Source organism: Rathayibacter sp. PhB1, from assembly GCF_004362935.1.
Taxonomy (GTDB): domain Bacteria; phylum Actinomycetota; class Actinomycetes; order Actinomycetales; family Microbacteriaceae; genus Rathayibacter; species Rathayibacter festucae.
Genome location: NZ_SNYD01000002.1, coordinates 194,666 through 220,885, shown reverse-complemented (window position 1 = coordinate 220,885; position 26,220 = coordinate 194,666). Strand labels below are relative to the sequence as shown.

The window sequence follows — 26,220 nt, the reverse complement described above, 5'->3', positions numbered from 1 at the left end:
GGCGGCGGATGCGCGTCCTCCGGGACGGCTACGCCACGGCTCGTTCCCACCGGGTCGAGCGGGTGTCGCATCTGGCCGAGATGGTGCTCCGCGCGGGTCTCCGGCTGCCCTCTCCCGGTCTCGCGCTGCGGGCGTCCTACCTCTCCAAGGTCCTCTTCGACCGCGCGGCGGCGGCTGTCGAGCTCCCCGAGGGCGCGGTCGTGCTGGGCTTCCCGGGCGCCTGCCTCGCGCTCTTCCGCGCCCACCCCGACGCCCGGCGGGTCCTCCACGCCGTCGACGCGCATCCGCGAGCGCACAACGGCGAGCTCCTCCGGCACTTCTCCCGCCGCCGGACCTGGGACGAGCGCTACCCCGGGCGACTCGTGCGCCGGATCGAGAAGGAGCTCAGGCTCGCCGACATCGTCCTCACCCCCTCGGCGCTCGTCTCGGAGCAGATGGCCCGGTACGGCGTCGATCGCGCGAAGATCGTGCAGATCCCCTACGGCGTGAGCCTGACGGGCTTCACCCCGGACGGACCGTCCGTCGATCGGGACCCCGAGCGGCGACGACTCGTCTGCGCGGCCCATCTCTCGCATCGCAAAGGGATCCCCCAGCTCCTGGACGCCGTTCGAGGGCTGCCGGTCGACCTCGTCCTGGCCGGCGGGGTCTTCGATCGGCGCCTCCTGCGCGGTGCCCCGTCGAACGTGATCGTCACCGGCCCGCTCTCCGCGGAGGAGCTCGCGCGGGAGTTCCGGGCCGCCGACGCCTTCGTCCTCCCGACGCTGGAGGACGCCTGCTCCCTGGTCGTCGCCGAAGCCGCGGCCTCCGGGCTCCCGGTCATCACGACCGACGCCAACGGCGCCTCCGCCCTCCTCGACCCGCGGCACAGCACGGTCCTGCCCGCGGGCGACGTCCCGGCGCTCCGGGACGCGCTCGGCCGGGTGCAGCCGCTCGATCGAGCGACCCGGCGGGCGATCGCGGACTCGGCGCGCACCGCGGCGACGTCGATCACCGATTGGACCACCTACGCGGAGCGGGTGCTCGACATCGTCCTCGCCGAAAAGGGGGCACAGGGAACGGATGCTCGGGCTGGCTGCGGTCCGCGACGCGGGCGGAACTGAGAGAATCTCTCGCAATAGCGAGCACACCTCATTTTCTCGTGTACGGTGCTGTTCCTGTCCTCCTCGCTCGAGGCTGCGCCGCTCTCGGCGCCCGCCTCGTGCTCCCGCCCCTCACCGAAGAAGAGACCACCGCCATGCTCCGACGCCTCGACGGCACCGAACCCCGGGTCATCGCCGTGACCGTGACCACCGGAAAGCGCACGGCGACACTCGCCCGCGTCGTCGAGGCGGCTCTGCAGGCCGGCGCCGACTCGGTGCACATCGTCTTCAGCGGCAACGGCGGCCAGGAGCGCGTGCTGCGCGGACTGCTCCCGGCGGGCCTCGACGCCCGAGTGAGCTCCACGGTCCTTCCGAACGACCTCGGCACCGCCGGCGGCTTCCGGGCCGCGATCGAGCACTGCCGCACGCAGGAGCTGGACTACGCCTGGCTCCTCGAGGACGACACCGCGCCGCGGCCGGACGCGCTCGCCGTGCTGCTGGCCTCTCCCCTGGCGCTCGATCCGCGGGCCTGCCACGCGAGTCTGCGCGAGACCGACTTCTACCAGTCCCAGCTCGTCACGGGTCGGCCCGCCGCCGAGGTGTTCCCGAGTCCCGGCCGGTTCCTGGACACCGACGTGCGCCGGCTTCTGAAGCGCGGAGCCGGCGGCCGGTGCGGGGCGCGCCCGCAGGCGCCGATCGTGGTGCCGATCGCGCCCTACGGCGGCCTGCTGGTCTCTCGGGCCGCGCTCGTCGAGGTGGAGCCGCCGCGTCAGGAGTTCGTGCTCCAGGGCGACGACCGGGAGTGGACGCGGCGGATCACGCGGGCCGGATTCACGATCACTCTCCACCCCCTCAGCCGGATCGACGATCTCGACCGGTGCCGGAGCGCGGCCGAGCGCGCGTCGGCGACCGACGTACTCCTGCACTCCTCGAACTCCCGCGAGCTCTACCTCGCCGTCCGGAACCGGACCGCCCTCGACCTCGAGCTGGCCCGGACGGAGGGGCGCCGCGGCGGCAGCGTCTTCGCGCTGAACCGCGGGCTCTACTGCGCCGCGCTGGCGGCCCGGGGCCTGCGATGGGGCCGGACCGCGACGACCCGCACGATCCTCCGCGGCGTCGTCGCGGGCAGCCGGGGGCGCTTCCTCTCCGTGCGCTGAGTCGTCGCCGGACCTCCGGGTCGGGCCGTCGATCCCCCGGGTGGGCCGTCGGCTCCCCGGGCCGGGTCGCCGGGTCCCGGGGTCAGGCCGTCAGGAGGCCGAGCTCGACGAGCTCGTCGAGGAGCTGCTCGATCTCCGCCCGACGGCCGTCGTCGAGCACGTCGCCGAGGTCGTCCGTGGCGTGGACGACCTCGGCGGCCCCTGCCCTCGAGTGCGCGTCCTGAGCGGAGAACCGCTCCCAGAGCAGCCGAGCCGACCCCTTCAGCACGACCGGCTGCGCCTCCGCGGCTGCACCGAGGGGCAAGAGGTAAAGGCCGTGCGGCGTCGCCATCGCCGCCACGCGGGACCCCGTCGCGGACTGCCCGCAGGACGTCCGCGCGCCGTCGACGACCGGCCCGGCCGACGGAGCCGTCCGCTCGGTGACGGGCGCCGGCGCGGGAGCTCCGCCGACGGGAGCGGTCCTCCCGGGCGCGAGTCCCGGAGCAGCGATCGGGTCGGCTCCCATCGGAGAGGCGCGGCGCACGGCCACGAGGTCCTGGATCGCGGGCAGGAGCGCACGCGTCGCGGCGACGAAGCGCCGGGCACGCATCGCCAGGCGGGCGGAGGCGGTCGGCGGGAGCAGCGGGTGGTCGATCACGAGGTCCCGGCCGGTGGGGTGGAGCGCTCGCCGGAGCACGACGAGACGCTCCGCGAGAGTCGGCGCCTGGACGATCGCCAGCAGCCAGTCGGCCGTCCTGCTCGGCCGGCGCGTGCGCAGCCGCCAGAGCGCGTACTGGCGACTCGGCCGGGCGGGCAGGGCGACGGTCCTGCCGATCCGCGCGAGGAAGGGGGCGATCGGCTCCAGGCAGCCGAGCTCCGCGGCTCGAGCGACCACCGACTCCTCCCGGCCCTGTGCCGCCACCACGGCGACGAGCTCCTCGAACTCCTCCTCGCTGCGCTGCTGATACGGCGAGCGCAGGCTGTGCAGGGCGGAGACCACGACGGACGTGTCGAAGCCGATCGCCCGCACCGGAACGCCGGCGACGACGATCTCGCAGCGGGTCCGCCAGAGCACCTCGAAGGCGAGCTGCGGATCGACGAAGAAGCCGGGCCAGCTGGTGTGCACGTCGATGTCGCAGGGCCAGGAGGGGTGGAGGAGGGTGATCGAGTGGGTCACGAACGCCCGGTGCGCGGCGGATCCCGGCCGGACCGACCAGCCGCGCTCTCCGAGCAGGGTCAGCAGCCGGTCCGCGTCGCCCGGGGCGACGAGGACGTCCGCGTCGCTGGAGGGATGGGGACGGCGGATCCGGTGCGCGTCGGCGATCGGTCCCTTGAGGAACAGGGTGCGGATCCCCGCGCCGCGGGCGAGGTCGTCCACCAGAGCGTGGACCAGGCCGACGGCGGCGGCGAGCGGGAGGTCGACGGTGGGTCGCATGGTGGCTGCCCTCCTCCGTCCTCCGGGACGCGGATCCGCGCCGCAGGAAACCGTAGGAGCCGTCGGCCGGAGAACGGCCCCGGGGCGCGGCATCGCGGGTCCGCGTGCGCGGGACGTCGCCCGCGTCGGGTGGGCCGCTCCCGGCCGGTGAGCTCCGCGATGCCGTCCGGGCGTCCGCTCGTGGTGCGGTAACGTCCCTGCTGGAAGCCCCTGTCCCCGTCCCTCCCACTCACAGCAGGAGCACTCGTGCGAATCCTCGTCACCGGCGGAGCCGGCTTCATCGGCAGCAACTTCGTCCACCTGACCCTCCGCGAGCGGCCCGACGCGCGGATCACCGTGCTGGACAAGCTCACCTATGCGGGCAATCGCGCCTCCCTCGCCCCGGTCGCCGACCGGATCGCGTTCGTCGAGGGCGACATCGCCGACGCCGAGCTGGTCGACCGCCTGGTCGCCGACGCGGACCTGGTCGTGCACTTCGCCGCGGAGTCGCACAACGACAACTCGCTGAACGACCCGACCCCGTTCCTCGAGACCAACATCATCGGCACCTTCACGCTGCTGCAGGCCGTGCGCAAGCACGACGTCCGCTACCACCACATCTCGACCGACGAGGTCTACGGCGACCTCGAGCTCGACGACCCGGCGAAGTTCACCGAGCAGACGCCGTACAACCCCTCCAGCCCGTACTCCTCGACGAAGGCCGGCAGCGACCTGCTGGTGCGCGCGTGGGTCCGCTCCTTCGGCGTGAAGGCGACTATCTCGAACTGCTCGAACAACTACGGGCCGTACCAGCACGTCGAGAAGTTCATCCCCCGGCAGATCACGAACGTGATCGACGGCGTCCGGCCCAAGCTCTACGGCGCCGGCGAGAACGTCCGCGACTGGATCCACGTCGACGACCACAACAGCGGCGTCTGGGCGATCATCGAGCGCGGGGCGCTCGGCGAGACGTACCTCATCGGCGCGGACGGCGAGAAGAACAACCTCGAGGTGATCGGGCTGATCCTGAAGGAGTTCGGCCAGGACGCCGACGCCTTCGACCACGTCACCGACCGGCCCGGCCACGACCTCCGCTACGCGATCGACTCCACGCGCCTGCGCACGGAGCTGGGCTGGGAGCCGCGCTACACGGACTTCGAGTCGGGTCTTGCGGCGACCGTGCAGTGGTACCGCGAGAACGAGGACTGGTGGCGTCCGCAGAAGGCGGCGACCGAGGCGAAGTACTCGGCGGCTGCGAGCTGATCCGCGGCACCACCCTTCCGGAGCACGCGTGAAGGGTCCGTCCTCGCTCAGCGCTCGAGGTGAGACCGGCCCTCTCGGATCTCCCGACGCAACTGGCGAACACGGCGCCAGGGCGGAGGAGCCATCGAACCGTCTGGTGCCGTTCGGCTTCGCGGCAGTGATGCTACCGCCACGGCCGCGAGAAGGTCCGGAACCAGGCGAAGGCGCTGCGCGAAACTCGCTCGGCGGAAAGCGACCCACCAGTGGAACGCCGTCGACCCGACTCCTGCCACGACGAACCGCCAGGACTCCATCTCCGACTCCGTCAGATCAGAGGGTCCAGCGTCCAACCCGATCCGCTCGAAGAGCGGCACGAGGACGAATCGGGCTCGGAGTCGCTCCGCGAGGAGGACGAGCTCCTCATCGAAGGAGTCCGATCGCGACTCACTGAACCTTCTCGCGACGGAGTCCAGGTCACTTCTGCTGCGGGATCGCTCGGGATCGCGAAGCGCGTGGACGGCGAGGACTATACCGCCGACTACCGGGTCGACCGCGCTGATGAATCGGTGAGCGACCGAGATCGAGACTCGTCGCGCCCACATGACGTCGAACGCCTCACCGGCGTCAGCGAAGAACCCCGGGTATCGAAAGTGGACATCGATGTCGCACGGCCAGTCCTCCCGGTAGAGCGACGCCGAATGCGTTCCGAAGTACCGCGGCGCCCGAGCCTCGCGACGTCTCTTCCACCCGCGCGCTTCGAGAAGCGCTATGAAATCGCCGAACCGGGCGGGCTCGACGATCACATCGGCGTCACTCGAGAAGCTGCCGGCGTCGCGATAGCCATGTGCGATGGCGACCGCGCCCTTGATCGCAAGAACACGCGCACCGGCGGTCTTCGCAAGATGATCGACGTAGGCGTAGACGAGGGGCACTGCTATCCCGCCTGCGAGAGAAGAGGAGGGGGTCATCACTCACTCTCCTGTACTGCTCGGCTGTGGGCCGAGCAGCGGACGGAGCAGCATCGCTCATCTCTGCGGACGGAGCCCATTTCATTGTAGGGCTGGCTCAAGCGCCCCTCTGGTGCACCGAGATGAGACGGCGGTCCCGAGCGGTGAGGCAGGATGGAGCGGTGCGCACCTCTCGTCGCGAGATCGCCGGTCTCCTGGTCGGCCACTCCGTGTCGCTGGTGCTCCTCTACCTCGTCGCGAATCCCTCGGATTCGCAGCGGAGCTTCCGAATCGTCACTGCTGTCGCTCGCCAGCTCCCGAACCCCATCGCCGACCTGCTCACACCGAAAGTCGTCGCCGCGCTGGTGGTCTTCTGGTTCGTCGCGGCATGCGGGTGGTTCTCCGGCGCCCTGGCCAGGGCGCGCCCATGGAGAGCCGCGATGATCCCCGCGGTCTCTGCGATCGCACTCGCCGTGGCCGGATGGCGTGCGGCAGACTCGAGTACCGACGAACTGCTCGCGGTCGTCGGCGCCACGGTGGCGGGAAGCGTCGTGGGAGCCAGCCTCGCCGCGACGGAGAGCATGTTCGTCGCTTCGTCCATCTCGGGGACGCAGCGTTGGCAGAGACGCTTCCTCCGGTATCAGAGAGCGCTTTTCGCGGTGACCACGTCGATCGCCGTGATCGGTGCCATTGGCGCGCCCCTCTTCATCTTTCCCGACACCTCTCGCAGCGCGGCAGACCCGAGCGCGGTCGTCGTGCTCGGGCCCGCCACTGCCGAGAGGATCGCAGCAGGAATCGATACCGCGGAAGAGAGTGGCGCACAGACGGTCGCCGTATCCTCCGCCCTCCGACCGGACGGATCCTTCGCGGCCCCGCAATGCACCAGGCCGGCATCCGTGGCGGTCGACTGCTTCGCGCCGAAGCCGTTCTCGACCGCAGGCGAGATGAAAGCGATCGATGCTCTCTCGCAAGAGCATGGATGGACCGAGGTGATTCTGCTGACAGCCACCCCTCACGTAGCGCGCGTGACCTTCCTCGCGGACCGATGCCTGACGGTGCACACGGCCGTCCGTGCGGTCGACGGTCCCCGTTCGATCACCGATTGGTCGCTCGCCTACCTCTACCAGTCGCTCGCTTTCGCAAAAGTGGCGGTCTCTGGACCGTGCGCTTGAGCCGCGACCAGGTTGCGCTCCGGACGTCCGCCGAGCACTCACCATCAGCACCCCTGCCGATTCAGTGGTCGGCGGACTCGAGGAGCCCGACCACTTCGTCCCACATGCGATCGTTCTTCCCCCGAAGCTCCGTGCCGTGGTCGGCCAGAGTGCGGCTCGATCCGTCGGCGAAGAGCGTATCGATGCTCGACGCGGGATCCGACTTCTCATCGAAGAGCCACTGAGGGACACCGAAGTCGGCGAGCAGCTCCTTGTACTTGTGCGACCAGCCGAAGGCGAGCACAGGCGTCCCCTGGGAGAGGGCGCCGACGATCGCGTGGAAACGGCTGGCCACGGCCGCCGACGCGTCACCGAGAACGCGCTTGAGCACCAGGGGGTCGGGGTGCGAGAACGTGCGGCAGGCGAGCGCATCCGCCACTCGCTTCCCGATCGGGATGTCGTTGAACTCGTGAATGACGACGACCGGCTCCAACCCCCTGGCTCGGAGCTCCCGGCCAGCAGCGATGAGGATCTCGATGTAGGCCCGCTCGTCGATGGCGGTGTGGCTGACCATCTTCTGATTCGGAACGATCGCCGCGTACTCTCCCTCGATCTGGCGTTCGACAGCGTGCGGAGCGAGGCCGACGGTGAAGTCGGGGGAAAGCCTGACGTCGATCGGGAGTCCGAGCTTCTTCACGTAGTCGAGGCTCACCCTGTCTCGCGCGAACACGAGGGATGCGTTGGTGAGGAGCTTGCTGCACCACTCGCGCTGCTCCGGCTTGTCGAAGGGGCCAAATGCCTGAGGAAGCAGGACGAGTGGTACACCTCGCTTCTTCCACCGAGCAGCGTGCGCCGACTCCCGCCTAGCTCTCTGCGGTCCGAAGCTGTCGCTGTAGGCGAAGCCGGCGGCATCGAGCACGCCGGTGAGATCCGAATCGCTGACCAAGCCGAAGGCGCGTCTGACACCTCGGGGCACGAGGTCGCTCAACGGCGCCGCCGCTCCCCTGGCTTGATTGAGCAGCAGAGTCTGCTTCATTCCCAGCCGAGCGCGGATGTCGTACTCGGAGCCGTTGGGCGAGACCGACAGATCGAAGCCATCTCCGATCCGCTCGGCGATCGCGATCATCATGAGCTGCGCGCCCTTGTTGTGCGTATTGACACCGCGGATATCGATAGTCATAGCTGGTTGTAGCTCCTCAGGTCCTTGAGCGCTCGCTTCGCGGAGAACGGGGTGTCGCCGGTCTCGTCCGCATATCCGTATCCGACGAGCATCACGACACGCTCGTAAGACTCGAGATGCAGCAGGTCGCTCATCTTCTTGTCGCGAGCCGCGATGTCGGGCCAGTTAATGCAGACGGAGGCGACACCCTGTGACTCCAGTCCGAGGATGAACGACATCGCAGCGAGGCAGCCGTCGATGTAGATGAGGTGGCGGTCGCGCTCGTCGATGAAGGCGGACTGGTTGCCGACGATCACTGCGACCGACGGAAGGTTGTGGCCGTAGCCGGCGGTACCCATCGGGATCTTCGTCACCGCGGCGACCATCTCCGGATCATCGAAGATCCTGAAGCTGAACGGCTGACGGTTGCAGGCCGACGGCGCCTCTGCGGCGACGAGCATCGCGCGGTCCACCTTCTCGCGCTCGACCTTGTCAGGCTTGAACCACCGCACCGATTTGCGCCGCACGGCGAGCGCGGTGATCGAATCGATGTCGACGGGAGCCTGGTCGACGAAGGGGGCATGGGGACCGCTCAGCTTGTTGCCTTCGGCTTCCCAGAGGAACGACTCGTACGATGCGCGCGCCCGCTGGATCTCCGGCGCAGCGCTCTTCGCCGTCGCGTCGAAGTACCGGTCGAGCACCTCGCGCGCCCAGTGCTCCACCTCCACAGAGATGATCGGAGTCGGCGCAGCGAGGATCTGGCGGAAGAGCCGGACCGTCTCCTCGATGTAGGCAATGCCATAGGTCTCACGCCGAGGCCTCATCGTGAGGCCCTTCTCGAGCATGTGGATGTTGCGACGGAGGAGGAATTCCTGGCGACCGCCTTCCACGCGCTTCGAGTACTCCTGATGGCCCTTGGCGACCAGCTTGCGCTCTCGACTGAAGGCGTCGCTGATGAAGGTGTAGTAGAGGGCGCGTTCGAGAGGGGTTCCCTGACGGAGGCGCACGGTCAGGCCTCGCTTGACCCTTCCTGCGGTGGAACGGAGGCTACTCATGAGCAGATCCTTTCTTGAGGGCATTCCTCATGACGCCGAAGGCGAGACGGATGGGCCACACGAGGGCGAGCGACATCTGGATGCCTGCGGGACGCGTTGAACGCGTGGCGAAGCACGCGAGGTAGGAGGAGACGACGTAGGACACGACGGTTGCGTAGGCGGCGCCGATCAGGCCGACCGAGGGGACCAGAAGCAGGTTCAGACCGACGTTGAGCGCCGCGCCGAAGGCGTGTCGGATCAGAGACGCGATCAGCAGGTTCTCCGCAATGATCCACTTGCTGAACACGGCCGCCATGAAGACGAACGGGAGCGCGAGGACATGCACCTGCAGGATCGCTCCCGCGTCTGCGTATCGCTCTCCGTAGAGAAGCGCCAAGGCCCAGGGACCGCCGAGGAACACGAGGACAGCGATCCCGATTCCCACCCAGCACGATTGGTCGTACGAGCGCTGAAGCTCGACCCGGTACTGAGCGGAGTCCTTCCCGAACTTGTTCCGGATGTTGATCAGGCGCGGGAACGTCGCCGTCATGAACACCACGGGGAGGAAGTAGAACAGCTCCGACAAACGCGCGGCTGCCGAGTAGAGGCCGACAGCGGCGTTGCCGAGGAGTGCCTGCACGATGATGACGTCACCGCGGGAGTTGATCTGTCCGGCGATGCCGGAGAGGAGGAGCAGCCACGAGCTGTGCAGCATCCGCCTGGGTGTCGCCGCCTCTGGCCGACCGAATCCCGGAGATCGGGGGTCGCGGATATAGCGCGCGACCAGCCCGATCGAGACGACGACCGATTCGGCGACGTAGAGCAACAGGAAGACGATCAGTTCTGCACCCAGCAGAGCGAGCGCGATGCGGACCGCGAGGAAGAGAAGAACGACGGAGATGCGGATCGGAGCGGTCTTGCTGCTCTCAGCACGTGACTGGAACCAGTACTCGCTCGCATCGAAAGCCCGGGCGAACATGACCAGGAGCGCGATCGCCGTCGCTGCGACGTTGGCACCGCTCCCCGAGAGCAGCGCGACGGCCAGGAGCACCAGGTAGGCGATGAGGGCGAAGAACTCCCGGGTCAGGATCAAACCCGTCATCAGGGCCCGCTCGTTCGACCGCTCGCTCACGAGCAGCTTCAACGCCAGCCCGGACAGTCCCGCAGTGACGACGACCATGCCCATCGAAGCCAGGCTGGTCGCGTAGCTGAAGATGCCGAAGTCCGAGACGGAGAGCAAGCGCGCGAGGATGATGCCGCTGAGCGCCGTCGATCCGAGTGTCACGAACTGCTGGATGGTCGCCCAGGCCGCGCTTCCCAGGGAGCGGCGACGAGAGAACTCGGCGTCAGCGACGTCGGCCTTCATCGATTCCCTCCCGGATCGGTGGTGGTCGTGCATCCGTCGAGCGCCGCGATCACTCGAGCCCCCTGACGAAGTGAGCGAGAGCAGCTGCCCGACTCGCCCAGCTGTACTGAGCGGCGTAAGCAGCGCCGTCCTCGTTCGATCGGCCGGCTACCGCGAGCGCGCCGCCGAGAGCGGCTTTCGCCTCGGGCAGGTTCGAGTAGAGCCACACTCCGGGCGCGGAGCGAGTAGCGAGAGCGGGCGAAGTGCTGGCCACCACGAAGAGCCCGGCGGCGAGGTACTCGTAGTACTTCATCGGGCTTCGCCCCTGATTGCCGGGGTCGTCCGAGAAAGGGAGCAGTCCGACGCTGCAGGATCTCAGAAGATCGGGGGCGGCCGAATAGGGGACTCCGCCTCGAAGCCGGACGTTCGGCGGCAGCTGCATCGATGGCTGGACAGCCACGGGGCCGGCGATCTCGAACGGTGTCTCCGGGTGCGAAGCAGCCAGTCCGGCGAGTGTCGCCCAGTCGAACCGGCGATCGAGTGCACCTAGGTAGACGACTCCGGAACGCGATCGGTTTCCCCTATCGGACTCATGGAACCGGTCGTACTCGACCCCGTTCTCGATCACGAGTTCGGGAAGGGAGCGGGACGACTCCGACAACACATCGTCGAGCACTGGTCGGGACGTCGCCACGACGGCGTCAGCCGCCTCGAGCACGGAGAGCTCGGCTTGGCGGAGAACGGTGTCGTAGTGGGCATCGGTCGGCCGGTAGACGACCTTCCGGGGTGTGAGGACGTCGATCATCGCTGTACCCAGAAGCGGCTGGTCGATGAAGAGGACATCGACCGGCTTCCGCCCCCACTCGCGAAGGGTCCTGGACCAGGGGCGAAGTGGATGCCGAAGCTCGAAAGCGCGAAGTGCGGGTGACAGCCTGCCCGGCGGCACGACGACGAACGGCTCGACGTGCGTCACGCCGTACTCATCGAGCCGAGGTGAGGTGAGAGCCAATCTCAAGCGCTCTCGAACCGTCCGATCACGCACGCGGGCGAGGTGAAGAAAACTGGCCGGAGAGGAGACATGCAGAACCTCATGACCTGCCTTGGCGAACTCCCGAGCCAGGTGGTGGCTGCCCACTTTGAAGACACCGACCTCCGCGGTGTGGCTCGCGAAGGCGATTCTCACTGAGAGTCCCCGCTTTCGGCGGTGGAACGGAGCAGCGCGACGAGGTCGGCGCGACGGTCGCGGAGTGAGCCGATGGAGGAGGAGACCGCTCCCCAGTAGCCGCTCGGATCCTCCCGCAACTCCTCGACCTGGTCTTTCACGAGCCGAGCATCGAAGTCGAACGCATTATGGACGTATCGGGCGATTCCCAGATCGTCGTAGGCGCCCCACCCCTTCCGTTCGTAGCTCAGGTGGACACTCGGAACACCGGATCGAATCGTCTGCAGGGACCCGTGCAGCCGCACGGAGACAACGACGCTCGGTCGTTCAGAGGCACCGGCGCGGACGCTGTCACGCAAGAGTCGCGCGCTGCCGGTGAATCCCAGTGATCTGTAGAAATCGGTGTCGTTGTTGCCACGGGCGTTCGCCTGGACCAGGTACTCCATGCCGGAATCGTGCAGTTCGCTGATCGCGTCTCGGTATCGCCTGCGGCGAGCCGAGGAGCCACTGAGCGCGCGGGCGACCAATCCGACCGGACCACCGCCACGCGGGTCAACGATCGCATCGTTGCTCCATTCGTCCGGCAGACCGAGAAGCGCCATGTCGGGAGCACGAAGCACGTTCGAACGGCCCCGAAGAAGCTGCATCGAACGGTCGTCACGCACGACGACCTTCGCCGCATGGCGGAGCCGACTCAGGAAGAGTGCGCGCGTGCCCGAAGTGAACGGGCCGATGCTCTGCGAGAGATAGATGTAGCGAGTCTTGTCGGCACGGTTGGGCAGCTGCAGTCGGTGCGCCAGCAGTGTCTTCACCGCCTCGACCGGGTGCTTCGCCCGGAGATACCCGCCGCCCACAGCGACGACGAGGTCAGCGGAGTCGATCAGCTGCTGAACGGCGCTCGGTCGGGACTGCAGAACCAGGTGGCGAAACCCGGCGCTCAGCGACTGAACGGTGCCGACGCTCTGAGTGTTGCCGGTCAGCGGATGGATGACCCTCGAGAGTCCATCCTCGGAGAACGAATCGGGATCGAGTGCTACGAGCGAGAAGTCTGCGGAAGGAAAAGCCTGCCGAGCCAGCTCGACGGCCTCATCGACGAGAAGACCGTCACCCGAGTTGGTTCGACTGTAGGCATGAACGAGGACGATCCTCACCGCGCAGCCCCCTCGAAGACGTCGACATGCTTCGCGATCGACTCACTCCAGTGGAAGCGCTGAGCGTTGGCGAGGCCGAGGTCGCGAAGCTCCGTCCTCAACGAGGAGTCCCGAGCGATCTCCAGCATCCGGGCCTCGATCGACGCCGCGCTCAGGTCGGTCACGATCATCGCAGCACCACCGGCGACCTCCCCTAGGGAGCCACGGTCGCTGCAGATGACGGGAGTTCCGCACGCCATCGCTTCGACGACGGGCAGACCGAATCCCTCGTAGCGCGAGGGGAAGCAGAACGCGAGAGCACTCCGCATGAGCGGGACCATGAGTTCGTCACTCACTCGCCCCAGATAGCGCACACCCCTCGTGCCCTTCACCGCCTGGACGATCTCGTCACTCTCCCAGGCCGGTGCACCGGCGATGAGAAGCGGTATTCCGGTCTGATCGAAGACGGCCGACGCGGCACGACTCAGTTCGATCACGTTCTTGCGCGGGTCCAGATTGCCGAGGTAGAGGAAGTACTCGCCATCGATCCCTTCCGCCGCGAGGACCGCCGAGTCGTGCTCGGCCCCGACCGTGTTGAAGACCGAGTGGTCGATTCCGTGCAGGATCGGCACGATCTTCGATGCTGCCGCTGGTACGAGGGTGGCGATGTCCCGAGCAGACGACTCCGACACGGTGATCACCGTCTTGCTCAGTTCGACCAGTCGGGTCACGCGCTGCAGCCAGAGCCGGTCTGCACTGGGCTTGCGGACACCGTCGATGTGGAGGGTGGCGAGTCCGTGCACTGTCGACACGATCGGTCTCGAGGACGGGATCTGCGCTCCAGTATCCGCGGGGAAGTGGATCACATCGACGTCCCGCCCCGGAGTCATCGGCCAGACGAACCCTTCGAGTGCACCGTAAGCGGCCGAGCGGGCTGCACCGCGCAGTCCGGACACCCGGGCGACCTTGTGCTCCACCCCGAAGGAGCCGAGCCCTGCGTAGACAGTGCGCGCGTACCTGGTGTTTCCACCGGTCTGGGCGTCGAGGACACGACCCGAAACAAGAACCTTCGTCATCGGCGGTGGAGGGCCTTCCCCATCAGGAAGCGACCCGCATGCGCTGGAAGCTTCGTTCGTAGAGTTCGGTCAAGACACGGGCCTGCTCAGGTCGGCTGAAGGAGGCCACTGCCAGCTGCAGATCCTCGAGGAGCCGCCGGCGTCCCCGCTCAGACTCGAGAACCGGCCGCAGGCGACCGAGCTCCTGGGGCGAGTCGAACAGCTCGGGCATGTCCACGCCCTCGAAGGCAGGGATGCGTCGAGCAATGGTGGGGACTCCGAGCGCCGCTGCCTCGAGTACGGCGATGGGGAACCCCTCCCAGGCGGCCGAGTGGATGTAGAGGTCTGCCGCTCGGAGCTCTTCCAGCGCAGCGGTCCGCGCGAGCCAACCGGTGGGTGTGACGCCACCGCTTCGGAGACGATCCTCGATGACGGGATTGCCGCCGCCGATCCATACAGCGTCGATCTCGAGACCCGACGCGCGCAGTGCGCTGACGCACTCGATGAAGAAATCCGGGTCCTTCTGAGGCGCGAGTCGGCCGGCACCGACCACGCGCAGCGCCCCGTCAGTCGAAACGGACTCGATCGGACTCGGCATGTTCAGCGGCGCCACGTTCGGCACGAAACAGCTCACCGCCCGGGCGAGAGGCCAGTGGGAGAGCTTGGCCTCACGCGGCGAGCATGCGGCGTAGCCCGACGTGTTGAGCGCGAGGACACCCTCGATGACTCGGTAGATCGAGCGGGCGCCAGCAGATACGTCGCGGCGCTCGAAGCCGTAGCAATGGGGCGTGTAGACGATGGCGGCCGGCCGGCCTTTGCGCACCGCGAGACGCGCGTAGACACCAGCGAAGCTCGAATGCGCGTGAACCACCACCGACTCGTGGCGACGCACGACCGATCGCACGGTCTTCACGCGCGCCAGCGTGCCGCCCGGCAGTTCAGTGACACGCTCGAACCCCTCGAGATCGTCGATGTTCAGAGGCGCGTCATCCCGAGGAGCGTAAACCAGCTCGTGGCGGTACTGCGGAGTGCTGCCCACATAGTCCCGCACGGCGGCGGACACCCCTCCCGCGAAGCTCTCCGCCACGTGCACGACCGTCTCGCCGCCCATCGCCGGGCTCGCGCCACGGCGCATACGACTAACGGTCACGTGAGCTCCAACATCTGATTTCGCCGCCACAGTTCAGAGGCGGGACAGGCGACCGACGAACGAGCGCGACTCCGCGATCCCACGATCAGCTTTCACTTCGCCGCACCCCGTCTGGGGTCGACGCCTCACGGGGCTTCCAAGGGACAAGAATAACCCACGGCCAGTCGCTTGCCGGAGGCACCGGGAGTGCGTAGCGTCACCTCGCACAACGGCCTACAGGAACAGGCAGCGGCAGACAATTCGCTCAGCGGAGTGTTCCGCCCCAGTCCGGGTGGCGTGGAGCCGGAAGCATGACACAGTCCCTGAAATCGGGCGTCAGGCGGCTTCTGCACTGATGGATCCTGGACATCGATGTCCCACAGACGGGGGCCCACCCCAGAATCGAGAAGACGTGTCAGATGCGATCGATGCCGAACAAGTACCACCCGCGCCCTACTTGGAATTAGGCGCGACAATCGCTTATGTCGATGCCGAGGACAGAGTACTGGTCCTGGATGTGGCGAAGGAAGAAGCAATCTCTGAGTTCACCGACTCCGCTCTCTCGATATGGCGAGAAGCACTGGCGGCCCCGAGCTTCGAAGAGCTGGTCGCGGCCGTCGCCGCAATCTACGACGTGTCCGAGCACTTGATCAGGTCAGATTGCAAGAGATTTCTCGAACACCTCCTTGCAGAGGGAGTCCTCCTTCACAGGCCACACGAAAACACATCTCCCGCAGCCTGACGGGCGCAAAAGCCGAGTCACGCGGCCCTCATCGGCTAGCCGCTTCCTGGCGTCTGTCTTGCGCCGGCGCTCCGCAGACCCCCTCTGCCGCCGGCAGGACTTCTGGTTGCGAGCCACGACACGTGCGCCCGAACAAGCATCATTAGTGCGCAGTCTTCCGACTCAGCGCGAGAAGAGAGCTGGCGGCTAGGCCGGCGGGATTGCGCGCAGGCGTCCGGATGAAAGGGCTTGTCCCGGCACATTCCTGACCCGAACACCACTCGGCGAGACCGCCGCGGCGCTCCGCTCGTCACTCACGACGGCCATAACGATGGCCAGGACGATCCAAATGGGCAGCCCCGTCCAGGCCGGTGCTGCGACCATCGCAACCACGACGAACGTGACGAGTCCGAAGATCGGGCCACTTCTACGGAAAGCCCGAACGAGAAGCAGAGCCAGCATGAGACCGAAGAGAGCCAGAGCGATCAGGCCCAGTTCGGAAGCGATGTGCGCATACACATTGTTCGCAATCGGACGAATCGCGCGCTGACCGAACCCGGCCGGCAGACCAGTACGGTCGAGATAATCGAAATAGTTCGCTCCGTACCGCCCAGGTCCCACTCCGAGCATTGGATTTCCTATTCCCATCGCAAAGCCCGTGTCGGCGTTCGCGGAGCGGGAACGAATCGAGTACCCGAGTGACTCGTTCAGCGTGTTCTGCGAGAGCCCGACCTTGATCAATTGTCGTTGCGCGTAGAGACCGACCGCAGGAATAGCGGTGGCCGCGACGACGACGACGACAGCGAAGAAGGAGATGATCGAGGTCGTCTTGATCTGAGGGCGAAGCGCTACAAGCACAAGCAGCCCCACCACGACTCCGAGCGTCGCACCCGACGACTGCGAGTACAGAACAAGAGCGATAGAGAGAACCAACCCCGTTCTATCTTTCGCGTACATTGCAATGAAGACACCCGCCGCCGCGAAGAATCCGAAGTAGTTCCCCTCGAGAAACGGTCCATTACGCGGAAGGGCCAAACCGTAAAGAGTTCCGGTCTGGGTCGCGCCATTGAGTGTGGAAAGCAATGTTGAACCCGCGAACCACAGCACCGCCTGGACTGCCGCATAGATCGCGGCCAATCGCACACCGATGAGATAAGCACGCACCACTCTCTTCACGTCTACCAACGTGGAGAGGGAATACGCTAGGACAAGAGCAAGGACGGCGTACGCCGAGTAAACGACCGCGTCGACTGCCAGCCCAAGCGGGTAGCCCTCAGCGCTGTCGTTCGAGGATGACACCTCAGCCCGCAACAGCGACAACAGCACGATGACGCCGATGACGACCATCAGGGGGGCGGCGGGGTTGCGACGCTGCCTCGACCGTCCTTCTAATGCAAGCAAGCCGATTCCGAGTACGGCGAAGATCTCCGACAACTTCAACGGAAATCCTACGCTCAGCGTGGCCGCCTGCTGAAACGGAAGAAGCACTACCGATCCGAGCAACGCCGAGTCAGCGATTTTCATCTTCGCCAGCCCCGTCAATCGAGACTGTCGTGAATCCGACTTCCGAGCTTGAACTGAACGCTGAGCCACGAGCCTCCCCCGACTGGTCAATCGACACAGCGTAGCGCCGTCGCCGCCTCCTTCGTACCCGCACTCCACGCGAGCTTTCCACTTCGCCGCGGCAGCGGGCTCGCCGGTGGACGACATGGCGGCCGGTCGACTTCGCTCATGTCCCGCCCGCGTCGGGGAGCAGACGATGTACTCATCATGAGCACACCAGTCGCACAGATGACGTTCCCTTAGCATTCGTGCCCCCTCTTTGGGGCACGAGTGACTTGCAATAAAAGCGAGCAATACTTTTACCATGTCCCCATGACAACTTCTCGTGAATTCGAGCCGAATAGCCGCAGAGGCTTCATCGCGCTTTCAGGCCTAAGTGCGCTGGGAGGAATCGCAGCATCGACCGCGGTGGCTCCGCAGGCCCAGGCAGCGGATTCTGTCGTGAACCCTCTCACCGTTCACGGGGTTCACAACATCCTCGAATTTGGTGACCCGAGCATCAGCGACGAGAACCGGTTCCGAATGGCTGTCGACTACTTCGTCACCGCCCGCCAGGAAGTGACGCTCACAGTTTCTCGCAGTTTTGTCATCACGGACACGCTCGTTGTCGACACCTCCTACATCTCGTTGGATTTTACGACAGGAAATGTCGATGCAACGGCTCTGAGCGGTAAACCCGCTTTCCAATTCAGGAGTTCGAGCACATCGGGCTACGCCTACAATAGATCCTCGGTCCGAGGTCTACGGCTGATTGGGCCCGGCGCATCCTCATCCGATTCTGTTGGTCTCCTCTTCGACACCACTGGCGGCAGCATACGCGGAGTGGGCTTCTACGGCTTGGAAGTCGCCGCCTTCGAGACGGGTCTCTCCTTCGAGAACAATGCATACCTCCTGTCGTTCTACAACTTCCACGTCTCGAGGTGCAAGACAGGCGTGTCAATGCCTGCCGGCAAGAGTAACTACGGTGAGAACATCAAGTTCATGGGCGGCGGGATCGGCACATGCGATCTCGCGATTTACAACGCCAACCCGAACGGCAATCTGCACCTCACTGCCGTGTCTATCGATCTGTGTTTGCAAGCGGCTCTCGCGGAGTACGGCGGGATCTTCTTGTCGCAGCCGCACATCGAACTTCACGAGACCGGCGCCGCTTCCCTCAACCCGCAATTCGTGACCGGCGCCAATCAGAGCGCGAAGATCACAATCAACGGAGGAATCCTTCTCTACACCGTGACGCCAATCGCGCCTTACATCTTCGAGACTCGGCACGTGGGATGGGGCGGTGGGATCTTCGTGAGCCAACTAACGATGTACAATTCTGCAACGTCGACCGGGTACCTCTGCGGGGGAACCGAGAAGGCGCACTTCACCGATCTGATTCAATACGATGGCAATTCGACCGGAGCTAGCAACGGTGCGATCATGCCTTACCGAAGCGCCAATCTGCTGGTGAACGGAGATTTTACTCTCCCTGCTGTCATCGATCAGTTCGTCAATGCAAGCGATGCAACGAGTCGAACCAATGGCCCTCTCATGACGCTGACCATAGCCGATGAAAAGTTAGTGGTGACACGTATTGGAACGAAGTCCGTCATGCTTGCAATCGATGTCCCAGTAACACACGGGCTCACTTACGGGAGTCTCTTCACCATCGACAGCTCTACATCCACAGGGACGATGGCGATCATCGAGTCCTGGATCGCGGTGTCCTCCATCGATTCCCGAAACATGCCTGTCGTATCGAGGAGTGAGGCTCGTGGACCGACGAACGTGGCGATGAGCACCATCCGCTCCTCGCTTCCGTACGTTCGAAGGAACGGCCCGATGCCGTGGAGCCGAGTCGCACCAGCTTGGGCGACGCATTACCGGCTGAGGCTCAATTTCAGCTCAGTCAGTGCGGGGCAGACGACGTTCAGCGAGTTCGTCGTCACAGCACTGTGACCCGCCTAGGCTCGGGTCCTCAGCGCACCGCCACCGTCGACCGGTCGCGCCCGGTCAGATCCCGCTGCGTCGTCGCCCCGCGCCAGCCGTCCGCGGTCAGCAGCGCGCGGATCTCCGCCCCCTGCAGCTCGCCGTGCTCGATGACGAGCACTCCCCCGGCCCGGAGCAGCCGGAGCGCCGTCCGCGAGAGCGAGCGCACGACGTCGAGCCCGTCCTCGCCGCCGTAGAGCGCGGCCGGCGGGTCGTAGCGCTGCACCTCGATGTCGCGCGGGATGGCGGCCGACGGGATGTACGGCGGGTTGGAGACGACGACGGAGACCGTGCCGTCGAGCTCGGGCAGCGCGTCCGCGAGGTCGACGAAGACGATGCGGGCGTTCTCCAGGCCCAGGCGGTCGCGGTTGCCCCGCGCCCAGAGGAAGGCGTCGACGGAGTTCTCGACGCCGATCACCTGGGCGTGCGGGACCTCGTGCGCGAGTGCGAGCGCCAGCGCGCCGCTGCCGGTGCCGAGGTCGACGGCGATCGGCGACTCGTCGGCCACGGCGCGGAGGGCGTCGATGGCGAGCTGCGCCACTCCCTCCGTCTCGGGCCGCGGCACGAAGACGCCGGGGCCGACGGCGAGCTCGAGCGAGCGGAACGGCGCGACCCCGGTGATGTGCTGGAGCGGCTCGCGCGAGGCCCGGCGCTCGATCGCGTGGTCGTAGGCGTCGCGGGTCGTCTCGTCGAGCGAGAGTCCGGTGATCAGGCGCGCCTGGAGCGACCCGCGGCCGAGGCCGAGCAGGTGTCCGAGCAGCAGCTCGGCGTCGACGTCCGGGGTGGGCACGCGCGCCGCGGTCAGCCGGGCGACGGCGTCCGCGAGGAGCGCACGCGCGTCGAGGTCCATCGTCACTGTGCTCACGACTCGTCGGAGCCGATGTCGGCCAGGCGGGCCTCCTCGTCGAACTGGATCGCGCTCTCGACCACGGGGTCGAGCGCTCCGTTCATCACGCCGTCGAGGTTGTAGGCCTTGTAGCCGGTGCGGTGGTCCGCGATGCGGTTCTCGGGGAAGTTGTAGGTGCGGATCCGCTCGGAGCGGTCCATCGTGCGGATCTGCGTCTTGCGCGCGTCCGAGGCGGCGGCGGCGATCTCCTCCTGCTGGCGGGCGAGGATGCGGGCGCGCAGGACGCGCATGCCGGCCTCGCGGTTCTGCAGCTGGCTCTTCTCGTTCTGCATCGAGACGACGATGCCGGTCGGGAGGTGGGTGATCCGCACCGCGGAGTCGGTGGTGTTGACCGACTGGCCGCCGGGGCCGGAGGAGCGGTAGACGTCGATCTTGAGGTCGTTCTGGTTGATCGCGACCTCCTCCGGGGCGTCGACCTCGGGGAAGACGAGCACGCCGGTCGTCGAGGTGTGGATGCGGCCCTGCGACTCCGTCACGGGGACGCGCTGCACGCGGTGCACACCGCCCTCGTACTTCAGGTGCGCCCAGACGCCCTGCGACGGGTCGGTCGCGTTGCTCTTGATGGCGACCTGGACGTTCTTGTAGCCGCCGAGGTCGGACTCGTCGCGGTCGAGGATCTCGGTCTTCCAGCCCTTCGCCTCGGCGTAGTGCAGGTACATCCGGAGCAGGTCCGCCGCGAACAGCGCGCTCTCGGCGCCGCCCTCGCCGCCCTTGATCTCCATGATGACGTCGCGGCCGTCGTCCGGGTCGCGCGGGATGAGCAGGCGGCGCAGCTTCTCCTGCGCGACGCGCAGGGACTCCTCGAGCTCCGGCACCTCCTCGGCGAAGGCGTCGTCCTCGCGGGCGAGCTCGCGCGCGGCCTCGAGGTCCTCGCCGGCCTGGATCCAGGCGGCGTGCGCCGACTTGATCTGGTTCAGCTCGGCGTAGCGGCGGTTGACCTTCTTCGCGCGCGCGGCGTCCGCGTGCAGGGCGGGGTCGGACAGCTGCGTCTGGAGGTCCTCGTGCTCGGCGAGGAGGACGCTGACGGATTCGAACATGGGGTTCCTGGTTTCCGGGTGGTGGTGGAGGGGTGGGCAGCACATGCTGGTCGAGTAGGTGCCGCAGGCGCCGTATCGAGACCGACGTGCTCAGCGGGGTGGGTCTCGATACGCCCGCTGTGCGGGCTACTCGACCAGCATGGACGGCCCGGTGCGCGGACTGACCGACCCACAGGGCGGCCCGCTGCGCGGACTGCTCATGCGCATGCGGCCCGCTGCGCGGCCCGCTCGGCAGAGGAAGGTGCCGACGGACGCGAAAACGCCCGCGGCCGCCCCCCTGAGGGGCGACCGCGGACGTCGGGGCAGCTAGTGGTGGCCGTTGCCGTGGTTCGCGGTGGTCGGGCCGACGGCGGACTTCGAGACCTGCATCAGGAACTCGACGTTCGAGGACGTCTCCTTCAGGCGGGACAGGATGATCTCGAGCGCCTGCTGCTGGTCGAGCCCGGCGAGGGCGCGGCGCAGCTTCCAGGTGATCTTGACCTCGTCCGAGCTGAGGAGCATCTCCTCACGGCGGGTGCCCGACGCGTTCACGTCGACGGCGGGGAAGATCCGCTTGTCGGCGAGGTGGCGCGAGAGACGGAGCTCCATGTTGCCGGTGCCCTTGAACTCCTCGAAGATCACCTCGTCCATCTTCGAGCCGGTCTCGATGAGCGCCGTCGCGAGGATGGTGAGCGAGCCGCCGTTCTCGATGTTGCGCGCCGCTCCGAAGAACTTCTTCGGCGGGTACAGCGCCGACGCGTCGACGCCACCCGAGAGCACGCGGCCCGAGGGAGCGGCGGTCACGTTGTAGGCGCGGCCGAGGCGGGTGATCGAGTCGAGCAGCACGACGACGTCGTGGCCCAGCTCGACGAGGCGCTTGGCGCGCTCGATGGCGAGCTCGGCGACCGTGGTGTGGTCCTCCGCCGGGCGGTCGAACGTGGAGGCGACGACCTCGCCGCGCACGGTGCGCTGCATGTCGGTCACCTCCTCGGGACGCTCGTCGACGAGCACGACCATGAGGTGGACCTCGGGGTTGTTCTGCACGATCGCGTTGGCGATCTGCTGCAGGACGATCGTCTTGCCGGCCTTGGGCGGCGCGACGATGAGGCCGCGCTGGCCCTTGCCGATCGGGGCGACCAGGTCGATGATCCGCTGGGTCAGCTTGCCCGGCTCCGTCTCGAGGCGCAGGCGCTCGGTCGGGTAGAGCGGCGTGAGGTCGTGGAACTCGACGCGCGCGGCGGCCTCGTCGACGGTCTGGCCGTTGATCGAGTCGACGCGGACGATGGCGTTGTACTTCTGGCGGCCGCCGCCCTCGCCCTCGCGGGGCTGACGGATGGCGCCGACGACGGCGTCGCCCTTGCGCAGGTTGTACTTCTTGACCTGCCCGAGTGAGACGTAGACGTCGCTGACACCGGGCAGATAGCCCGTGGTGCGCACGAAGGCGTAGTTGTCGAGGACGTCGAGGATGCCGGCGACCGGGATGAGGACGTCGTCCTCGCTGATCTCGGGCTCGAAGTCGTCGCCGACCGCTCCCCCGCGGCGCTTGCGGTCGCGGTAGCGGCTGCGGCGGCCGTCCTCGCCGTCGGCCTGCTGGCCGTTCTGCGAGGAGCCCTGGGCGTTCTGCCCGTTGCCGCCCTGCGGCTGGCCACCCTGGTTGCCCTGGTTGCCGCCCTGGTTCGACGGCGCCTGGCCGTTGCCGTTCTGCGCGGCGCCGTTCTGGCCGCCGCCGTTCTGGCCGTTGCTCTGGCCGCCGTTGCTCTGGGCGCTGCCGCCCTGGCCGTTCTGCTGGCCGTCGTTCGCCTGGCGGTCCTCGCCGCGGCGGTTGCGGTTGCGGCGGTTGCGGCCGCGGCCGGTGCCCTGCTGGTCGCCGCCGTTCTGCTGGCCGTCGTTCTGCTGCTCGCCGGAGTTCTGCTGGTCGTCCTGGCGGTCGCCGGAGTCCGGCTCGTCGCCGGCGTCCTGCGCGGAGGACTCGACGGCGTCGGTGGTCTCGGGCTGCTCGCTCTGCTCGGCGCTGCCGCCGCGGCTGCGACGGCGTCCGCGACGCTCGCGCTGGCCTCCCTCGCGGGAGGAGTCGTCCGACTCCGGCCCGTTGGGCAGCTCGATCTCGATGACCGGACGCGGCGCCTGCTCGGCGTCGGGGGCCTGCTCGAGGACGGGCGGGAGCTCGGGGATGAGCGACTCGACGCCGCTGCCGGCCGGCACGTTCAGGTGCTCGCCGGCGGCGACGGTGCCACTGGAGGCGCGACGCGAGCCGCGGCGACGGGGCGCGCGCTCGGCGGCGGGCTCGGCCACCGGCTCGGCGGCGACGGGGAGCTCGAGCTCGACCGGGGCGGCCTCGGCGGCGGCGGGCGCCGGCTCCTCGACCGTGGTGGCGGCCTGCTCGAGGACGTCGGCGGTGTCCGCCTCCGTGCTCTCGGCGGGCGCGGTCGACTCGACGGGCGTCTCGAGCGCCGGGGCGCTCTGCTCGGCGACGTCGGCGGGCTCTGCCTCGACGCTCGTGCCGTCCACGACGGGCTCGGCCTCGGCCGGCTCGGCGAAGGACTGCTCGGCGACCGAGGGCTCGGCGGGCGCCTGCTCCTCGGCGGGAGCTGCGGGCTCGGCGCCCTCGGAGTCCGCACCGGCGCGGAGGTCCGAGATGGCCGAGACGAGCTCGCCCTTGCGCAGCTTGGAGGCTCCGCCGATGCCGAGGCTCGTCGCGAGGGCCTGGAGCTCCGCGACGCGGAGGCCGATGAGATCGGCGTTGGTGTCCGCGGCGGTACCGCGGGTGTTGACATCTGTCACTGGAGAGGGGTTCCTTCCCCCCGGGAGCGATCGCTCACCGGGAGAGCACATCAGCCGTGCGGGTCCATCGCGAGTTCTGATCCACGCGATGCTCTCGGTCGCCGGCTCGACCTGCCTCGGGAAGCGCAGAGAGGGCACGAGCGACCAGGCGCTGATCTGCACGAGAAGCAGGGGCGCCCTTCACACGATGTGATGGCCGTGATTATCGGGACGATCCGTCGGACAGATTCCGCTCGTTACGCGGCTCCTCGGGATGCGATCCCCACTGTAGCACCCTTGAAGTCGACGGCCAGCATGTGCGCCCGCCACGGCGTGTGCGCCTCCTTCGCCACCAGATCCGCGGCGGCGAGGCGCTGCGCGGGGTCGCTGCAGAGCACGAGGACGCTCGGTCCGGCGCCGGAGACGACGGCCGCGTAGCCGTGCGAGCGCAGCAGCGCGATCAGCTCGGAGGTCTGCGGCATCGCGGCCGCCCGGTAGTTCTGGTGGAGCTTGTCCTCGGTCGCCGCGAACAGCAGCTCGGGGCTCTGGATGAGGGCCGCGATCAGCAGCGACGAGCGCGACACGTTGAAGACCGCGTCCTCGTGCGGGACGCTGATCGGCTGCAGCGAGCGCGCCAGCCGCGTCGACATGGTGTGCTCGGGCACGAAGACGACCGGCGAGACGCCGCGGTGCACCATCAGCTTCTTGGAGCGCGGCCGCAGCGGCGCCTCCGGCCCGCCCTCGGCACCGGGCTCCACCCAGGCGATGGTGAGACCGCCGAAGAGCGCCGGCGCGACGTTGTCGGGGTGCCCCTCCATCTCGGTCGCGATCCGGAGCAGGTCGTCGGAGTCGAGCTCGACGATGCCGTCGAGCAGACCCTTGGCCGCCATGATCCCGGAGACGATCGCCGCCCCCGAGGAGCCCATGCCGCGGCCGTGCGGGATGATGTTGCGCGCCGTCACCTCGATGCCGGGCATCTCCTGCCGCTGGTCCGCGAAGGTGTAGGCGATGGCCTGGACGACGAGGTTCGTCTCGTCGGTCGGCACCTCGCCCTCGCCCACGCCGTGCACCGCGACCCGGGCGCCCGTCGCCGTGACGGCCGTGACCTCGAGCTCGTCGTACGCCGAGAGCGCGAGGCCGAGCGTGTCGAACCCGGGGCCGAGGTTCGCCGAGGTCGCGGGGACCTTGACGTGCACGGAGCGGCCGACGGGAACCGCCGAGGTCATGCGCCGGCCAGCCCCAGCACGTCGGCGATCGCCGCGGTGTCCACGGGCACGACGGTCGGCGTGATGTCCTCGCCGTCCGCGGTGCGGAGGGCCCACTGCGGGTCCTTCAGGCCGTGGCCGGTGACGGTCAGCACGACGGTGGCGTCCTTGGGGATCGCTCCCGCCTCGGCGCGCTCGAGCAGGCCGGCGACGCTGATCGCGGAGGCGGGCTCGACGAAGACGCCGACCTCGCCCGCGAGGATGCGGTACGCCTCGAGGATCTTCTCGTCGCTGATCGCGCCGAAGTAGCCGTCACTGACGCTGCGGGCGTTGAGCGCGAGCTCCCACGACGCGGGGTTGCCGATCCGGATCGCGCTGGCGATGGTCTCGGGGTGGCGGACGGGGGCGCCGTGCACGATCGGCGCGGAGCCCTCGGCCTGGAAGCCGAACATCCGCGGCAGCTTCGTCGACTCGCCGCGCTCGAGCTCCTCGGAGTAGCCGCGGAAGTAGGCGGTGTAGTTGCCGGCGTTGCCGACCGGGACGATGTGGAAGTCCGGCGCGTCGCCGAGGACCTCGACGACCTCGAAGGCGGCGGTCTTCTGACCGGCGATGCGGTCCGGGTTCACCGAGTTGACCAGGTGCACCGGGTAGTTCTTCGCGAGGTCGCGGGCGATGTCGAGGCAGTCGTCGAAGTTGCCCTGGACCTGCAGCAGCTGCGCGTTGTGCGCGATCGCCTGGCTGAGCTTGCCGAGCGCGATCTTGCCCTCGGGCACGAGCACCGCGGCGGTGATGCCGGCGTGCGTCGCGTAGGCCGCGGCCGAGGCGGAGGTGTTGCCGGTCGAGGCGCAGATCACGGCCTTCGCGCCGTGCTCGACGGCCTTCGAGATCGCCATGGTCATGCCGCGGTCCTTGAAGGAGCCGGTGGGGTTCATGCCCTCGTACTTGACCCAGACCTTCGCGCCCGTGCGGGCCGAGAGAGCCGCCGCCGGGATGAGCGGGGTGCCGCCCTCGCCGAGCGTGATGACGGGGGTCGCCTCGGTGACATCGAGGCGGTCCGCGTACTCGTGCAGGACTCCGCGCCACTGCTTGGCCAT

The 26,220-nt window shown here is 67.8% G+C and carries 21 protein-coding genes; 6 read left to right on the top strand and 15 right to left on the bottom strand.

Annotation, left to right across the window (positions count from 1 at the left end; translation table 11 throughout):
- The first annotated feature begins 8 nt into the window (after window positions 1–8).
- The gene (locus tag EDF17_RS05195; RefSeq protein ID WP_166649606.1) at window positions 9–1,100 is read left to right on the top strand and encodes a glycosyltransferase family 4 protein; all 1,092 of its coding nucleotides are present in this window, start codon (window positions 9–11) and stop codon (window positions 1,098–1,100) included.
- A gap of 134 nt (window positions 1,101–1,234) precedes the next feature.
- Window positions 1,235–2,236, top strand: a complete 1,002-nt coding sequence (locus EDF17_RS05190; protein WP_123445492.1) for a glycosyltransferase — start codon at window positions 1,235–1,237, stop codon at window positions 2,234–2,236.
- 82 nt (window positions 2,237–2,318) lie between these two features.
- Here EDF17_RS05190 and EDF17_RS05185 read toward each other — a convergent pair whose 3' ends face one another.
- On the bottom strand, window positions 2,319–3,650 hold the full coding sequence (locus tag EDF17_RS05185; RefSeq protein ID WP_166649605.1) for a nucleotidyltransferase family protein: 1,332 nt from the start codon (window positions 3,648–3,650) through the stop codon (window positions 2,319–2,321).
- Between the two features lie 246 nt (window positions 3,651–3,896).
- On the opposite strand from EDF17_RS05185, the gene rfbB reads away from it, so the two are divergent.
- On the top strand, window positions 3,897–4,892 hold the full coding sequence (gene rfbB, locus EDF17_RS05180; protein ID WP_123445490.1) for a dTDP-glucose 4,6-dehydratase: 996 nt from the start codon (window positions 3,897–3,899) through the stop codon (window positions 4,890–4,892).
- 47 nt (window positions 4,893–4,939) lie between these two features.
- Here rfbB and EDF17_RS05175 read toward each other — a convergent pair whose 3' ends face one another.
- Complete coding sequence (locus EDF17_RS05175) at window positions 4,940–5,839, bottom strand: nucleotidyltransferase family protein (protein WP_123445489.1); 900 nt, start codon at window positions 5,837–5,839, stop codon at window positions 4,940–4,942.
- Window positions 5,840–6,000: 161 nt separating this feature from the next.
- Here EDF17_RS05175 and EDF17_RS05170 point away from each other — a divergent pair, with 161 nt between their 5' ends.
- Window positions 6,001–6,990 carry a hypothetical protein gene (locus EDF17_RS05170; RefSeq protein WP_123445488.1) on the top strand — a complete coding sequence of 330 codons (990 nt, stop codon included), beginning with the start codon at window positions 6,001–6,003 and terminating at the stop codon, window positions 6,988–6,990.
- A gap of 61 nt (window positions 6,991–7,051) precedes the next feature.
- Here the strand turns inward: EDF17_RS05170 and EDF17_RS05165 are convergent, their stop codons facing one another.
- From EDF17_RS05165 to EDF17_RS05135, 7 genes are all read right to left on the bottom strand, one after another.
- Entirely contained in the window at window positions 7,052–8,149 is a 1,098-nt protein-coding gene (locus tag EDF17_RS05165) for a polysaccharide pyruvyl transferase family protein (protein WP_123445487.1), read from the bottom strand.
- Window positions 8,146–9,183 carry a nitroreductase family protein gene (locus tag EDF17_RS05160; RefSeq protein WP_166649603.1) on the bottom strand — a complete coding sequence of 346 codons (1,038 nt, stop codon included), beginning with the start codon at window positions 9,181–9,183 and terminating at the stop codon, window positions 8,146–8,148. Before EDF17_RS05160 ends, EDF17_RS05165 begins: the two co-directional genes overlap by 4 nt.
- Window positions 9,176–10,528, bottom strand: a complete 1,353-nt coding sequence (locus tag EDF17_RS05155; RefSeq protein WP_166649602.1) for a flippase — start codon at window positions 10,526–10,528, stop codon at window positions 9,176–9,178. The genes EDF17_RS05160 and EDF17_RS05155 overlap by 8 nt, the downstream gene beginning before the upstream one ends.
- Window positions 10,529–10,577: 49 nt before the next feature.
- Complete coding sequence (locus EDF17_RS05150) at window positions 10,578–11,690, bottom strand: glycosyltransferase (protein WP_123445484.1); 1,113 nt, start codon at window positions 11,688–11,690, stop codon at window positions 10,578–10,580.
- Window positions 11,687–12,820, bottom strand: coding sequence for a polysaccharide pyruvyl transferase family protein (locus EDF17_RS05145; protein ID WP_123445483.1), 1,134 nt, complete (start codon window positions 12,818–12,820; stop codon window positions 11,687–11,689). The genes EDF17_RS05150 and EDF17_RS05145 overlap by 4 nt, the downstream gene beginning before the upstream one ends.
- Window positions 12,817–13,776 carry a glycosyltransferase family 1 protein gene (locus EDF17_RS05140; RefSeq protein ID WP_166649601.1) on the bottom strand — a complete coding sequence of 320 codons (960 nt, stop codon included), beginning with the start codon at window positions 13,774–13,776 and terminating at the stop codon, window positions 12,817–12,819. The genes EDF17_RS05145 and EDF17_RS05140 overlap by 4 nt, the downstream gene beginning before the upstream one ends.
- Window positions 13,777–13,897: 121 nt before the next feature.
- Window positions 13,898–15,004, bottom strand: a complete 1,107-nt coding sequence (locus EDF17_RS05135) for a glycosyltransferase (RefSeq protein WP_133671907.1) — start codon at window positions 15,002–15,004, stop codon at window positions 13,898–13,900.
- Window positions 15,005–15,395: 391 nt separating this feature from the next.
- Between EDF17_RS05135 and EDF17_RS05130 the strand changes: the two genes are divergently transcribed.
- Complete coding sequence (locus EDF17_RS05130) at window positions 15,396–15,725, top strand: PqqD family protein (RefSeq protein WP_166649600.1); 330 nt, start codon at window positions 15,396–15,398, stop codon at window positions 15,723–15,725.
- A 186-nt stretch (window positions 15,726–15,911) separates the two neighbouring features.
- Here EDF17_RS05130 and EDF17_RS05125 read toward each other — a convergent pair whose 3' ends face one another.
- The gene (locus EDF17_RS05125) at window positions 15,912–17,228 is read right to left on the bottom strand and encodes an O-antigen ligase family protein (RefSeq protein WP_166649599.1); all 1,317 of its coding nucleotides are present in this window, start codon (window positions 17,226–17,228) and stop codon (window positions 15,912–15,914) included.
- A 351-nt stretch (window positions 17,229–17,579) separates the two neighbouring features.
- Between EDF17_RS05125 and EDF17_RS05120 the strand changes: the two genes are divergently transcribed.
- Window positions 17,580–19,208: a hypothetical protein gene (locus tag EDF17_RS05120; RefSeq protein ID WP_133671905.1), complete on the top strand. Its 1,629-nt coding sequence runs from the start codon at window positions 17,580–17,582 to the stop codon at window positions 19,206–19,208.
- Window positions 19,209–19,227: 19 nt separating this feature from the next.
- Here the strand turns inward: EDF17_RS05120 and prmC are convergent, their stop codons facing one another.
- From prmC to thrC, 5 genes are all read right to left on the bottom strand, one after another.
- A complete protein-coding gene (gene prmC, locus EDF17_RS05115) occupies window positions 19,228–20,088 on the bottom strand; it encodes a peptide chain release factor N(5)-glutamine methyltransferase (protein WP_123445477.1) in 861 nt (286 codons plus the stop codon).
- A gap of 11 nt (window positions 20,089–20,099) precedes the next feature.
- On the bottom strand, window positions 20,100–21,182 hold the full coding sequence (gene prfA / locus EDF17_RS05110; RefSeq protein ID WP_123445476.1) for a peptide chain release factor 1: 1,083 nt from the start codon (window positions 21,180–21,182) through the stop codon (window positions 20,100–20,102).
- Window positions 21,183–21,488: 306 nt separating this feature from the next.
- Window positions 21,489–23,942: a transcription termination factor Rho gene (gene rho / locus EDF17_RS05105; RefSeq protein WP_243732792.1), complete on the bottom strand. Its 2,454-nt coding sequence runs from the start codon at window positions 23,940–23,942 to the stop codon at window positions 21,489–21,491.
- Window positions 23,943–24,178: 236 nt separating this feature from the next.
- A complete protein-coding gene (thrB, locus tag EDF17_RS05100; protein WP_123445474.1) occupies window positions 24,179–25,147 on the bottom strand; it encodes a homoserine kinase in 969 nt (322 codons plus the stop codon).
- Window positions 25,144–26,220, bottom strand: coding sequence for a threonine synthase (gene thrC, locus EDF17_RS05095; protein WP_123445473.1), 1,077 nt, complete (start codon window positions 26,218–26,220; stop codon window positions 25,144–25,146). The genes thrB and thrC overlap by 4 nt, the downstream gene beginning before the upstream one ends.